This window comes from Bradyrhizobium sp. (assembly GCF_016462955.1).
Taxonomy (GTDB): Bacteria; Pseudomonadota; Alphaproteobacteria; order Rhizobiales; family Xanthobacteraceae; genus Bradyrhizobium.
In genome coordinates this window covers 8,350-21,364 of record NZ_JAEMSD010000043.1, presented here as the reverse complement: position 1 = coordinate 21,364, position 13,015 = coordinate 8,350, and the positions used below count along the sequence as shown (strand labels likewise).

Sequence of the window (13,015 nt, the reverse complement as noted above, 5' to 3'; positions counted from 1 at the left end):
CATACGTCACGTAGCTCGCGCCGCTCGGCAGCGTCTCGCGCCATCGCTTGACGGCCTTGCCGTCGTCCACGCCGCAGGCCTCGCCGGCAGGCGTCGCCTCCAGGGCGACGCGGGTCACCGGGCGGTCGTTGAGGATGAGCCGGCCCTGCCGCATCTGGATGCGGTCCCCTGGCAGCCCGACGACGCGCTTGACGTAGTCGGTCGAATTGTCCTTCGGCGACCGAAACACCACGATATCCCCGTATTCGGGATCGGCGGCGAGGATACGGCCCGAGATGACGGACGAGGCGAAAGGAAGGGAATAGCGGCCATACCCATAGGCATATTTCGCGGCGAAGACGTAATCGCCGACCATGAGCGTCGGCGTCATCGAGCCGGATGGAATGTTGAACGGCTGATAGAGGACGAAACGAAACAGGATCATCGGCGACCACAGCACCGGGATCATGAGGATCAGGACGACGATCGCCTTCCATTCCCGCGATTGTGCCCGCGAGGGCCGGATCGTTTCGGAAAGAGTCGCCATAGGCTTGCCTCGTCGAGTCTCGTCATGAGATTACGCAACCCTGGCGCGCGCGCAATCCCCGCTCGTGGTCTTGGTCGCACGTCGTGCAAACTGCGTTCATTGCGGCGGCCTCGGCCGTCGCCGACGGTCAGGCTTTCGGGACGTCGTTGAAGCACGCCCTCACCCAGTCGATGGTCACGCGGGTCGCCGGATCGCGCTTGAGGTGGTTCTGCACCAGAAGCCAGACGTCGCGGCGCTTCGGCAGCAGGGTGGCGCGCAGGCTGCGGTCTGCGAGCAGGGCTGCGCAGCTGTGCTCGGGCAGCACGCCGACGGCCTTATGCGACCGGATCATGCTGCTGATGATGCGGGTGTTGTCGGTGACGCAGCGCGCGTTGGTCAGGCGCATGGAACGCAGAAACTGCGCTTCCGGAATCGTGTCGAGCTCGTCCGGAGAGACGCAGGCGACCGGCTCGCCACTGCTGCGGTCCGCCGGCTCGAAGAAGTAGAGTCTGACGTCGCCGAGCTTGGAGATCGTGAAGTCGCCCTTCTCCGGCTTGCGCAGGCGGATGGCGAGGTCGGCCTGCCAGCGCGAGAATTTCACGTTGCCGCTCGCGGTGAGGAATTGCAGCGTCAGCCCCGGATGAGCGCGCAGGAAGCTGCTCGCATGCGGGGCCAGCAGCTCTTCGGCGACCGCATTGGTCGAGGCGATGCGCAGGCGCCCGACCGGGCCCGCCTGGCTCTCCTTGATGCGATCGATCGCCGCGGCATGCGCCGCCATCGCGCCGACATGTTCGAGCACCGCCTCGCAATGGCGCGTCGGCCGCCGCAAGCCGTCCACGGCATCGAACAGCGGCACGCCGAGATCGCGCTGGATGCGCGCCAGCCGGCGGCCGACGGTGGTCTCGTCGATGCGCAGCCGCGCGCTGGCGCCGGCATAGGTGCCCTCGTCCCTCACCGCGGCGATGATGCGCAGATCGTCCCAGTTCATGGGTGAAAGCCTAGCAGCAGGTGCAGATACCTGCAAATTCGCAGCCGCAAGCTGCAATAGTCCTGCACAATGGCAGGCCTCGGCTGCGCTAGTGTCGCGCCATCCCACAGCCGTGGAAGGCCTGACCAGCATGACCGCTCCAAAGACCCTGCTCGAACTCGCCGGCGCCAATCTCGATCCGCCGAAGCTCAACGAGGCCTGCCTCGTGTTGATCGACATCCAGAACGAGTATTGCGCCGGCCCGCTGGCCCTGCCCGATGCGCAGGCGGCGATCGCGGCGGCTGCTCGCCTGCTGGCGCGGGCACGGGAGAGCGGCGCCGCAGTCTTCCATGTCGCACACAAGGGCCGCGCCGGCGGCCTGTTCGACCGCGAGGCGCCGCGCGGGGCCATCGTCGAACGCCTGACGCCGCGCGCGAGCGAGCCGGTGATCGAGAAGGGGTTGCCGAACGCGTTCGCCGGCACCGACCTGCAGGCCCGGCTTGCTGCCACCGGACGCACGAACATCGTGCTGGCCGGGTTCATGACGCACATGTGTGTGTCTTCCACCGCCCGCGCCGCGCTCGACCTCGGCCTGCGCACGACGATCGCGGCCGATGCCTGCGCCACGCGCGATCTTCCCGATGGACGCGGCGGCGCGCTCGCCGCCAGGACCGTTCACGAGGTTGCGCTGGCTGAATTGTCGGACCGCTTCGCCATCATCGCGCGCACCGACGCACTGGTTTGACGGCGCTCTGCAAGAATTGACATCGCGCCTTGGCCGTCCTTGACGGCCGACCTCGAACGCATGCAGGCGCGGCCGGCAAGCGGTGCGGGGCGCGATCGCGCCTCAGTCCACCCGCGCCAGCACCGCCAGCTTGCGGATGCCCTTGTTACGGTAGGCGTCGAGGAAGGCATAATAGTCCTTGAACGACACGCAGCCGTTGGAATCGCCGTTCGGCCCGAGCATATAGGTATGGGCGAGCAGGCCGTCGCGGCCGTAGATCGCGCTCTCGCCACCGACCGGGGTCAGGCGCAGCGCCGGCACACCGTGAAACAGCGCCTCGCGCGGCTTCAGCGTGTAGATGTGCGGAGGCGTCACGCCGCGCATGCGCAGGCGACGGGAGTCCGGATCGTCGCGGTTGGCGCCGAGGCCGGAATGCGCCTCGAGCCGGGTGCCGTCGGGCAGATACACCATCTTGGCGGCAATATCGTAGACCGCAGTGTCCCGCTCGTAGGGCGGCGCGCCGCCGAACATCGGGTTCTGCTCCTTCGGCGCGATGGATGCGGTGATGCTGGCGTCGGCAGAGGCGTAGGCCAGGAGCCCGCCGGACGGCTCACGCTTGCCCCAGAGCTTCTCCACCATCGACTGGCGCGGCGTGGTGATCGACATCACGGCCGCCTTGGCGCGATCGGCAAACGACTTCGGCTTCGCCTCGGGCGCCGGCACGATCTGGGCCGGATCGGCCGAGGCCAGCTGGACCTGGCCCTCCGCTGCGCGCCTGGCCTTGTCGGCAGACCTGTCATTGGTCTTCGGGGCAGGCCTCAGCGCGTCGGCGACCTTGGCAATCACGCCCTGCTTCGAAGCCTCCTTCGAGGTCTCCGGGACGGCAGCCATCTCGGTCGCTGGCGCAGCGCTCGCCGCATTCGATGGCACGCCCTGCGTGGCAGCCGCTGCAAAACGCTCGTTGAACATCTCGCGCGAGATCGGGGCGGCGACCTGGAGCCGATCGGGCAGCAGGGCGAAGGTCTCCTTGATGGCCTCGCCGGCCTCACGCAGCACCATCTTGGCTGGGCGCCTGATCACCGGCTCGTCGTAGCCGATGCTGCCGACGGTCGGATAGACGCTCGCGCCGAAGATGTTGCTGTGGATGGTCCAGCCAGCACCCACCACGACGCAGCCGATCGCGGCGGCGCCGAGCCAATTGGTCATGGTCATTCTCGGAGAAGATTTCCGCGAATTGCGTTTCGAGAAATTTTTGGACTTCCGTGCCGCGTTACTTTGCGCAGCGATACTCGTACTCATTCGCCTTGCGTCCAGGACGGTGTCACTCGGTCCCCCTTCAAAGTGCCGCTGGTCACGATCCGGGAACAGCATCTCGCAGAGGGTCGGAGCGTCATTAAGGCGACTTTTAGTTAAATGCGGATTAAGTTCAGGCCGATATGAGGCAACCCATTAACGCTGTCTCATTTTGGGAAAAAGGCCGCAGAATTACGGACTTAGCAGTATCTGTTAACCATCTTTCGCGGCCGGCTCGGCGCCCTCGGCGGATGCCTTGGGCGGTCCCTCAAGGCCATCCAACCAAGTCCTTTTCGTGGCCTTCGAGACCCGGACGATAACGGGGAAGCATTGCGCGGGGCTGGCGCTGCCCCCTCATTCGCTCAAGCCGCAGCGCGGCCGTCCACGTCACACGTCGCGCACAGAGCGGTCTCGCGCCACGGCGCCGTGATAGAAAGTTGATCGCGCCGGTCTGGAAATCGCCGCCACGAGAAAGTAGCTCCGTACCTCGGCACTTTTCAGCAGCCTCTGCTTGTGATACGGCACCGTATCGCTTCGCCTTGGACGGTGCCGAGCACTTTGAACGGAGGCTGGCATGAGGGGCTTTTCGCGCGCTGGGCTTTGCGCCCTGGTGTGGTCATCATTTTCGATCGGTCTTGCGAGCGCACAGCCGGCTGCCAATAGCGGCTGCATGGCATCGCTGGCGGCCGCGGGCACCCAGGTCTGGCGCTGTGACAACGGCATCACGATCGTTGCGGAAAATGGCGCCAGATTTGAACTAAAGGACGCCAACCGCGACGGACATATAGACTCCGTGGAGTTGAGCAGCAAAGCCCTGCTGGTCGAAGTGCCCAGGAAGTCGCGGCGCACCCCCTTCAAGGTGCTGACGCCGCAAGCGATTGCCGCAGTGCGCGGCACGAAATGGGCGGTCGACGCCGCTGACGCCAAGACCTCCGTGTTCGTCGCCGACGGCCGGGTCGGCGTGACCCGCAGGGCCCGTGGACGCGGCGTCGTGCTCGGACCCGGCGAAGGCGTCGATGTCGAGCCGACCGGCCCGTTGACCGTCAAGACGTGGGGCCAGCCGCGCGTCGACGCGCTGATGGCAAGGCTCGGGCAATAAGGCTCGGGCGATCAGGCTTCGGCAATGAGACCCGGCCGACGAGGCACGGCACACGAAATTTTGGCAACAGACGAGTGCTAGACACCGCATGCGTAGGCGACGCGTTCAGATCCTGGTGGCTTTGGTCCTCACCGCGCTGTGGGGCGCGGGCATCTATGCCGCGCACGCCAACGGCCGTTTGCGCTTTCTCGACCGCCTCGAAGCCACGCTGACGGACTGGCGGACGCAGATCCGCGGCGTGCAGCGCCCACCCGATCTCGTCACCATCGTCGCGATCGACGACACCGTGGTGAAGCGCGGCGGCAGCTATCCGTTGCCGCGCTCCGACCTCGCCCGCGTCGTCGACACCATCGTCCAGTTCAAGCCGAAGGTCATTGGCATCGATCTCCTGCTGGTCGACCGCAGCGCTGCGATCGGCGATGCCACGCTGGCCAACACGCTCGCCACCGGGCCCATGGTGCTCGCCGCGGCGGCGATCTTCCCCTCCGACAGCGACACCGTGACGCCGGAGAGCGAAGGTCCCCTCGCCGTTCTGCCGCAGGCCGAACGCTTCCTGCAGCCCCTGCCGGCGTTCGCCGATCACGCCGAGGTCGGCGTCGTCAACGTCGCGACAGGACAATCCGGGTCGCCGCTCTCGGTGCCGATGCTGTTCCGGACCCGCGACAAGGTCGAGCTGTCGTTTCCGTTGCGCGTCGCCGCCCGTGCGCTCGACGAGCCGCTGACGGTCGCGCCCGACCATCTGAGACTGGGCGAACGCGTGGTGCCGACCGACAGCGACTTCGCGCTGCCGATCACCTATTACGGCCCGCGCCGGACGATCCGCACCGTCAGCGCGCAGAGCATCTTCGACGGCACGCTCGACCGCGCCGCGATCGAGAACCGGATCGTCGTGATCGGCGCCTCGGTCGCCGGAGGCGGCGACTTCTTTCCCACGCCGTTCGACTCGCTGATGCCCGGCGTCGAGGTGATCTCGACCGCGATCACGCATCTCGTCGCCGGCGACGGCGTCCTGCGCGACCGCAGGGTCCGCATTGCCGATGCGCTCATCGCGGTCCTGCTGCCGATGCTGCTGGTCGGCCTGCTCGCCTGGCGGCGGAGCGCGCTCGGCATCATCGCGGCCGCCGCAGTGATGACGGCCTGGGCCGGGCTCAATCTGTTCGCGTTCACGCACGGGGTCTGGCTGAACGCTGCGACCACGCTCGTCGCGGCGGTGCCGCCGGTCGCCGTCTTTGCCGGCATACAGCTGTGGGCCGGAAGCCGCCGCACGCAATATTTCGCGGCCAAGAGCAGGTCGCTCGCACAATTCCAGGCGCCGGCGGTACAGGAGTGGCTGGCACGCGACCCGAACTTCCTGTCGAAGCCCGTCCGGCAGGATGCCGCCGTGGTCTTCATCGACCTCTCGGGTTTCACCGGCCTGAGCGAGCGGACCGATCCGGACGAACTCAGGGATCTCCTGAAGGGATTTCATGCACTGATCGACAAGACTGCGGTCGATTGCGGCGGCATGATCACCGGCTTTCTCGGCGATGGCGCCATGATCCTGTTCGGGCTTCCGCGCGCCATGCCCGATGATGCGACGCGTGCGCTGAAATGCGCGATCGACCTGCATCGCGGGGCCGAACGCTGGATCGCCTCGCTACCGCCGGCGATCGCAGGACAGCTCGGCTTCAAGATCGGCGCGCATTGCGGTGAGATCGTCGCATCCCGGCTCGGCGAAAGCCATCACCACATCACCGCGACCGGCGACACCGTCAACGTCGCGAGCCGGCTGATGGAGGTTGCCGCCCAGAACGATGCGCGGCTCGCGCTGAGCGATACGCTGCTGGATGCCGCCGACTTCCAGGGCGCTCCCGACGGCGTCCTGTCCGGCCCCCTGCTCGCCCAGGTCCGCGGCCGCTCCGGCATCGTGACCGTTTGGTTCTGGCGCGACCGGGGCGACCGGGGCCAGGTTGCGACCAAGGCCGAGATTATTGGCTGAGCGCGATGAAGCGAGGCTCGATCGCTGAAAGACGGAGCTGCGCTCCCTCTCCCGCAAGCGGGAGAGGTTGCACCAAGCCCGCGGCGATCGGTTCGACTTGAAGCCATTCCGCTCTAGGCCCTACCGCGCTTCCGGCGGTGGCGAGCGATCGAGCACCTCGCCCCTGGCGCCTTCGAGCAGATCGATACCGTAGGTCTCGATCACGAGCGGCCCGCGCTTGCGCTGCAATTGCGCGACCTCTGTCACCTTCGCAAAGAGCTCGTTAAGGGCGGGACGCCCCCCTGCGCGCAACTCGTCGACATAGAGCAGCTTGCCGGCGAGCAGCGCGGGATCCGGCTCGGGCATGTTGACCCAGCGGATGCGCTGGCTTTGCTGCACGACGCAGGTGCCCGGCGGCAGATAGAAGGCGAGCCAGCCGGTGGTCCCGTAATCCTGCGCAAGCACACAGCTCGCACCGACGCGCGCGCGCACCGCTTCGATCTCCGCGGCGAGCTCGCGCCAGCCGACACCGACGCTGCGCACCGTGGCGTCGCGGCGGTAGCCCGAAAGCCAGCCGGTGTTGGCCTGGACGATCAAGGCCGCAAACATCAGGATGCCCACAGGCGCGGCCCAGCGCAGGCAGAAGTCCACGAGGCGCCGCTGGCGCGGCTTCCACTGTGCGATGTTGGCTGCGGCACCCGCGGCCACGACGAAGGGCGGGTAGACCGGGGCGAACCAGTTGGCCTCGACCCGGGCATGCAAGGAATGCCAGACGAAATAGGCGACGATGGTCCAGAACATCGTCGCGATCAGCACGCGCGAGGCCAGCGCGCCCGTGCGCTGCCAGGTCAGCGCGTGCAATCCCATCGCGCCGAGGATGAAGACCAGCGGGGTTGCGAACGCGATCTGGGTCGGGATCAGCTCGGCGATGAAGACCGGCCGGAAGTCCTCGATCCTGGCACGGCCGAGCTGCTTTGCGAACGAGACCCATTGGTGGTCCGCATTCCAGAGGATCACGGGCGAGAACAGCGCCAGCGCCACCAGGCCGCCGAGGTAGGGCCAGGGCGAGAGGAACCAGCGTCGCAGCTTCGGCACGCAAGCGAGCCAGATCAGGATCGCGGCGCCAAAGAACATCGCCGTGTATTTCGACAGCAGCGCAGCGCCGACGGCAGCGCCGACGGCGAGCCACCAGGCGCCACGGCCGGTCTCCAGCACCTTGGCGAGGAACCACAGCACGAAGCTGGAAGCGACCAGCAGCGGCGCATCTGGCGTCACGATCAGCGTGCCGACCGAGGCCAGCAGCGTCGCGTTGAGCAGGATGGCGCTGGTCGCAGCCACGCGCACCCCGCCGAACAGGATCGCGGCAGAGCGATAGACCGCATAGCTCATCGGCAGCGCCAGCAGGATTGAGACCAGGCGAACGCCGAGCTCGGTATCGCCCGCGATCAAGGTGCCGGCCCGGATGACATACGCCACCATCGGCGGATGGTCGTAATAGCCGCCGGCCAGGTTCTTCGACCACATCCAGTAATAGGCTTCGTCGAAGGTAATCGGCGTGAAGGCGGCCGCCACCAGCCGCAAAGCCACCAGCGCAACAATCACCAATGTGGTGTTGCGGACGATCCGCGCGTCAGCTCCGGCCATGTCGCGCTATTTCTTGCGCCAGACGAACAGGCCCGACATCGCGTAGTTCCACACCACGCCCATCAGCGCGCCGGCCATGCCGGCCAGCCACCAGATCGGCTCCTGATCGTACACCGAGAAGGCGACGCCGACATTGGCGAGCAGGCCGACGCTGCACACGATGTAGAACGCGATCAGGCCGCGCAGCAGCGCAAAGCCCTTCAGCCGCTGGTCGCGATAGGTCAGGAAATTGTTGAGGATGAAGTTGCTGGTCATGGCGACGATGGCACCGGCGGCCTGCGCTTCCGCGAACGGCGCGTTGAACAGGCGAAGCGCGATGAACAGCGTGGCGAGATGCACCACGAGGCCGATGCCGCCGACCATGGCGAACAGGATGAAGCGCAGCGAGACGACGTCGTTGGTCAGCTTGGCGAAGACGAGACCGAGGAAGTCGAGCGCGACCATGGAATCGAGCTTGCTCTCGCCGTGCTGGCGGGCGCCGAAGGTGTAGGGAATCTCGACCGCCCGCAAGCCGCCATGCGCGCTCGCGACGATGTCGAGCAGGATCTTGAAGCCGTGCACGGAGAGTTTGGGCGCGAGCTGCTCGAACCGGTCGCGGCGAATCATGAAGAAGCCACTCATGGGGTCGGCGATCTCGACCCGCAGCATCTTCCTCGCGACTTCGGTCGCCAGCGCACTGGCGCCGGCACGCTGCTTGTTGAAGCCTTCGCTCGTGTAGCCCTCGATGTAGCGGCTGCCGACCACGAGATCGGCTTGGTCGCTTGCGAGCAAGAGCAGCATCTTCGGCAGCTGCGTCTCGTCGTGCTGGAGGTCGGCGTCGATCACCGCCACATAGGGAGCGCTCGAGGCCAGAATGCCCTCGATGCACGCACCGGACAGGCCGCGCCGGCCGATACGGCGGACACAGCGCACGCGGCTGTCGCGCTGGGCCAGCGCGCGCACCACGTCCCAGGTGCCGTCGGGCGAGTTGTCGTCGACGAACACGACCTCCCAAACGACGTTGGCGAGCGTCGCCTCCAGCCGCCGATACAGCACCGTGACGTTGTCGCGCTCGTTGAAGGTCGGGACGATAACCGACAGTTCCGGCCCCTCTTGGGCCTGATTGCCGACGCCCGGTCTGATCGCTTCATTCATGACGGCAGCGTATATCTGCCGCATCCTGCGCTGCCAAGCCGGGAGGTCTGAGGGAAACGCCCCAAAAGGGGCCCTAAAATGCCAACGACCCCGGAACGGCGGACCGCGCGTACATCCGGCGCAAGCCCAAGCTATTCCAAGGTCGTCCCAGCGCCGGAGTTGTTCGCTCAACGTCGCCGTTACAAGCTAGATGGGGACGACGAAAGCACTCCGCAAGGGGCGGAGCTCGCATTTTGTGCCCTATTGGTTGGGCACTTCCCGGATGATCGGGCCACGCGGCGCGGGCGCGGCGGGGACCGCCGGGGCCGCAGCCGGCGCCGGCTCGACCTTTGCCGGCTTGGGCGGCTTGCCGTACTGGCCGATCGGCCCGAACAACACGGCAACTGCGAGCACGATCGCGGCAACGATCGCGCCCAAAACGCCTCCCACCGACTCGGACGCCATGGAACACCCATCCCTCTTCCAGATGCGCCCGGTGATACCACGGATGAGCGCAGAGCAGGAAGGCCTACTCCTACTTCACCGGCGGCCTACGCTTGACGAAGGCGGTCACGATGTCCTTCTGCGCCGCCTCCACCGCCCTGTTCGCGGTCGCGAGATGGGCGCCGGCATCGATGTCAGGATATTGCGTCGTGAGATAGTCGAGCAGCGCCACCCGGTAATGTTGCCGCTCCGAGGGACAGGCGCTCGCGACCGAACGGCCAAAGTCCTGCTCCGATCGCCCCTGATTGCTGTCGCGCGAATATTCCCGCGAAAGGCAACGCCAGTAATCGTCGCGGCCCTGTTTGGCGAGCTTCTGCGCACTGTCGTCGTCGTCATCCGCCAGGGCGGACGATGTCATGGCAGCAGATGACATCATGACGAGTGCGACTCCCACCAAAAGCCTCCGCATCTTGTTCTCCTTGTCCGCGGGCCTCGGCGCGAGCTTAGACCGGACCGGACAACTGGCCAATCCCATCTGGTTTGACTAGGATGAGATCCTTCCCGTCGATGCGAGATCTTCCCGTGGCCAAAGCAAAAACTGCGTCAAAAAAATCCGGCAACATCTTCATCGGCATCGGCGGCTGGACCTTCGAGCCCTGGCGCGGCGTGTTCTATCCGGAGAAGCTGGCGCAGGCGAAGGAGCTGTCCTATGCCGCCTCGAAGCTGACCTCGATCGAAATCAACGGCACTTATTACGGCTCGCAGAAGCCGGAGAGCTTCCGCAAATGGGCAAGCGAGGTGCCGCAAGGCTTCGTGTTCTCGGTGAAAGGGCCGCGCTTTGCCACCAACCGCCGCGTGCTCGCGGAGGCCGGCGATTCCATCAAGCGGTTCTATGATTCCGGCGTGCTGGAACTCGGCGACCATCTCGGGCCGGTGCTGTGGCAGTTCGCGCCGACCAAGAAGTTCGACGGCGCCGATTTCGGCAAGTTCCTGGAGCTGCTGCCGCGCAAGCTCGAGGGGCGCGCACTGCGCCATGTCGTCGAGGTCCGCCACGACAGCTTCTGCACGCCGGATTTCGTGGCGCTGATCCGCGAGTTCGAGACGCCCGTGGTGTTCGCAGAGCACGGCAAATACCCGGCGATCGCCGACGTCGCCGGTGATTTCGTCTATGCAAGGCTGCAGAAGGGCAACGACGAGATCAAGACCTGCTACCCGCCGAAGCAGCTCGATGCCTGGGCCGAGCGCTTCAAGGATTGGGCTTCGGGCGGTGAACCCGACGATTTGCCGAAAGTTGACAAGGCGAAGCCGAAGAAGGCGCCGCGCGACGTGTTCGCCTACGTCATCCACGAGGGCAAGGTGCGCGCGCCTCACGGCGCCATGGAATTGATCGCGCGCGTGAGCTGACGGTGGTCCATGGCAAAGGCGAAGAAGCTCTTCACGATCGGCTATGAGCAGACACCGCCGAAGGCCGTGCTGGACGAGCTGGAACAGGCCGGCGTCAAGCTCGTGGTCGACGTGCGCGCGGTCACATCATCGCGCCGGCCCGGCTTTTCCAAGAAGCAGCTTTCCGCAGGCCTGGACGAGCGTGGCATCGCTTACGTCCATCTCGCCGCGCTCGGCACGCCGAAAGAGGGCCGGCTCGCCGCGCGCAGCGGTCAATACGACGTGCTGGAAAAGATCTTCTCAAAGCACCTGAAGGCGCCCGAGGCGCGGGAAGCGATGGATGAGCTCTCGTCGCTCGTGAAGAAGGCCGGCCCGGTTTGCCTATTGTGCTACGAGCGCGACCACACCCATTGCCACCGCCAGATGATCGCGGAGATCATCGAGGACCGCGATGGGGTGACGGTGAGGAATTTAGCGGGGCGGCAGGTGTAGCTACACCCGTCATTCCGGGGCGCGCGTAGCGCGAGCCCGGAATCTATCGAGCGGCAGTGTCGGCGGACAAATGGATTCCGGGCTCACCGCTTCGCGCTGCCTTGGAATGACGAGTTGAGAGGGCTCAGCCCTCCCCCGCCAGCCGGAACGTCCCCTCCATCATCTGCACGCATTGCCCGCCGACATGGGCGGACACGATCTTGCCGTCCTGCTTGTGCACGCGGGTGAGAAGCATGCTCGGGCGGCCCATGTCAAAGCCCTGGCCGATGGTGAGCTTCAATTCGCCGTCGGGCCTGGGATCGAGATCGGCGAACAGCGCGGCGGCGGCGACCGTCGCGCTGCCGGTGGCGGGATCTTCGATCAGGCCGCTTGCGCCGGGAAAGAACATCCGCGCCTGGCGCTCGCAGGGCGCCTCCGCGGCCGGCACGTCGCGCGTGTAGAAGTAGACCGAGAAAGCGCCGTCGCGCGGCAGCATCCGGCCAAACGCTGCTGCGTCCGGCTTGGCCCTGCGTACGGCTTCGCGCGATCCCACCTCCGCCACCACGAACGGCGTTCCGACGCCGACGACTTGCGGCGCATGATGATCGATCTTGATGTCATCCGCCGCCAGCGAAATGCAGGCGGCGACGTCGGCTGCGGACAGCTGCGCAAGCCTCGCCAGTTGCTGGGGCGCGGTGAGCTCAGCGCTGATCACCCTGCCCTGCTCCCGCACGATATCGACCGGAACCAGACCCGCCTTCTCCTCGAACAGCAACCGCGGCTTCGGCTCTTTCGCGATTCCCGCCAGCACGAAGGCCGTGCCGACATTGGGATGGCCCGCAAACGGCAGCTCCCGGACCGGCGTGAAGATGCGCACCTCGGCGTCGTTCGCCTTGTCGCGCGGCGGCAGCACGAAGGTCGTCTCGGAATAATTGAACTCGGTGGCGATCGCCTGCATCTGCTGCGTCGTCAGCCCGCCGGCATCGAGCACCACGGCGAGCTGGTTGCCGCCGAAGGCGCGGTCGGTGAACACATCGACGGTGATGTAGCGGCGCTGCATCGTCACTTCCTCATGCAATCGCGGCCACGGCCGGCCGCATCGCGCAGCATTCTACAAGGCGAAAATATCGCCCGTCATGCCCCAAAATTGAGTGCAATCGGAGCAATCAATGGCGATGCGTCATCCCAGTTGAAACACCGGTACCTTCTGCTCGTAGCCGCGCACGGTGACCTCTCCGAGCGCGACGGCATCGCTGCCGTCATCGCCCAGCGCCTCGCGCACCGTCGCGGAGATCAGCAGCTGCGAGCCGAACTCCTTGTTAAGCGCCTCCAGCCGCGAGGCGAAGTTCACGGTGTCGCCGATGACCGTATATTCCTTGCGCCGGGGCGAGCCGATGTTGCCGGCGACAACCTCA

General features: G+C 66.2%; 14 protein-coding genes. 5 read left to right on the top strand and 9 right to left on the bottom strand.

All coding sequences use genetic code 11. The annotated features are described in order from the left end of the window. Nucleotides 1–526: signal peptidase I (lepB, locus tag JHD07_RS07485; RefSeq protein ID WP_291620567.1), on the bottom strand; the 526-nt coding region annotated here is incomplete at its 3' end. A gap of 127 nt (nt 527–653) precedes the next feature. Next, on the bottom strand, nt 654–1,493 hold the full coding sequence (locus JHD07_RS07480; protein WP_291620565.1) for a LysR family transcriptional regulator: 840 nt from the start codon (nt 1,491–1,493) through the stop codon (nt 654–656). Between the two features lie 130 nt (nt 1,494–1,623). On the opposite strand from JHD07_RS07480, the gene JHD07_RS07475 reads away from it, so the two are divergent. Then, nucleotides 1,624–2,217 (top strand): cysteine hydrolase family protein, encoded by a 594-nt coding sequence (locus tag JHD07_RS07475; protein WP_291620563.1) that lies wholly within the window; start codon nt 1,624–1,626, stop codon nt 2,215–2,217. A 102-nt stretch (nt 2,218–2,319) separates the two neighbouring features. Here the strand turns inward: JHD07_RS07475 and JHD07_RS07470 are convergent, their stop codons facing one another. After that, nucleotides 2,320–3,408, bottom strand: coding sequence for a DUF2778 domain-containing protein (locus JHD07_RS07470; RefSeq protein WP_291620561.1), 1,089 nt, complete (start codon nt 3,406–3,408; stop codon nt 2,320–2,322). 655 nt (nt 3,409–4,063) lie between these two features. On the opposite strand from JHD07_RS07470, the gene JHD07_RS07465 reads away from it, so the two are divergent. Next, nucleotides 4,064–4,588: a FecR family protein gene (locus JHD07_RS07465; RefSeq protein ID WP_291620559.1), complete on the top strand. Its 525-nt coding sequence runs from the start codon at nt 4,064–4,066 to the stop codon at nt 4,586–4,588. A gap of 88 nt (nt 4,589–4,676) precedes the next feature. Further along, complete coding sequence (locus JHD07_RS07460; protein WP_291620557.1) at nt 4,677–6,566, top strand: adenylate/guanylate cyclase domain-containing protein; 1,890 nt, start codon at nt 4,677–4,679, stop codon at nt 6,564–6,566. Between the two features lie 120 nt (nt 6,567–6,686). Here JHD07_RS07460 and JHD07_RS07455 read toward each other — a convergent pair whose 3' ends face one another. The 4 genes from JHD07_RS07455 to JHD07_RS07440 form a co-directional block, all read right to left on the bottom strand. Then, nucleotides 6,687–8,189, bottom strand: coding sequence for a glycosyltransferase family 39 protein (locus tag JHD07_RS07455; protein ID WP_291620555.1), 1,503 nt, complete (start codon nt 8,187–8,189; stop codon nt 6,687–6,689). A gap of 6 nt (nt 8,190–8,195) precedes the next feature. Beyond that, entirely contained in the window at nt 8,196–9,323 is a 1,128-nt protein-coding gene (locus tag JHD07_RS07450) for a glycosyltransferase family 2 protein (RefSeq protein WP_291620553.1), read from the bottom strand. Nucleotides 9,324–9,563: 240 nt separating this feature from the next. Continuing rightward, nucleotides 9,564–9,767: a hypothetical protein gene (locus JHD07_RS07445; protein ID WP_291620550.1), complete on the bottom strand. Its 204-nt coding sequence runs from the start codon at nt 9,765–9,767 to the stop codon at nt 9,564–9,566. A gap of 70 nt (nt 9,768–9,837) precedes the next feature. Further along, nucleotides 9,838–10,215: a hypothetical protein gene (locus JHD07_RS07440; RefSeq protein ID WP_291620547.1), complete on the bottom strand. Its 378-nt coding sequence runs from the start codon at nt 10,213–10,215 to the stop codon at nt 9,838–9,840. A gap of 98 nt (nt 10,216–10,313) precedes the next feature. Between JHD07_RS07440 and JHD07_RS07435 the strand changes: the two genes are divergently transcribed. Continuing rightward, complete coding sequence (locus tag JHD07_RS07435; RefSeq protein WP_291620545.1) at nt 10,314–11,150, top strand: DUF72 domain-containing protein; 837 nt, start codon at nt 10,314–10,316, stop codon at nt 11,148–11,150. A 9-nt stretch (nt 11,151–11,159) separates the two neighbouring features. Next, nucleotides 11,160–11,621, top strand: a complete 462-nt coding sequence (locus JHD07_RS07430) for a DUF488 family protein (RefSeq protein ID WP_291620543.1) — start codon at nt 11,160–11,162, stop codon at nt 11,619–11,621. 124 nt (nt 11,622–11,745) lie between these two features. On the opposite strand, the gene JHD07_RS07425 is transcribed toward JHD07_RS07430, so the two are convergent. Together JHD07_RS07425 and JHD07_RS07420 are read right to left on the bottom strand one after the other, a co-directional pair. Continuing rightward, nucleotides 11,746–12,660, bottom strand: a complete 915-nt coding sequence (locus JHD07_RS07425) for a PhzF family phenazine biosynthesis protein (RefSeq protein ID WP_291620541.1) — start codon at nt 12,658–12,660, stop codon at nt 11,746–11,748. Between the two features lie 120 nt (nt 12,661–12,780). Beyond that, the coding region (locus JHD07_RS07420; protein ID WP_291620539.1) for an adenylate/guanylate cyclase domain-containing protein at nt 12,781–13,015 on the bottom strand (235 nt) is incomplete at its 5' end.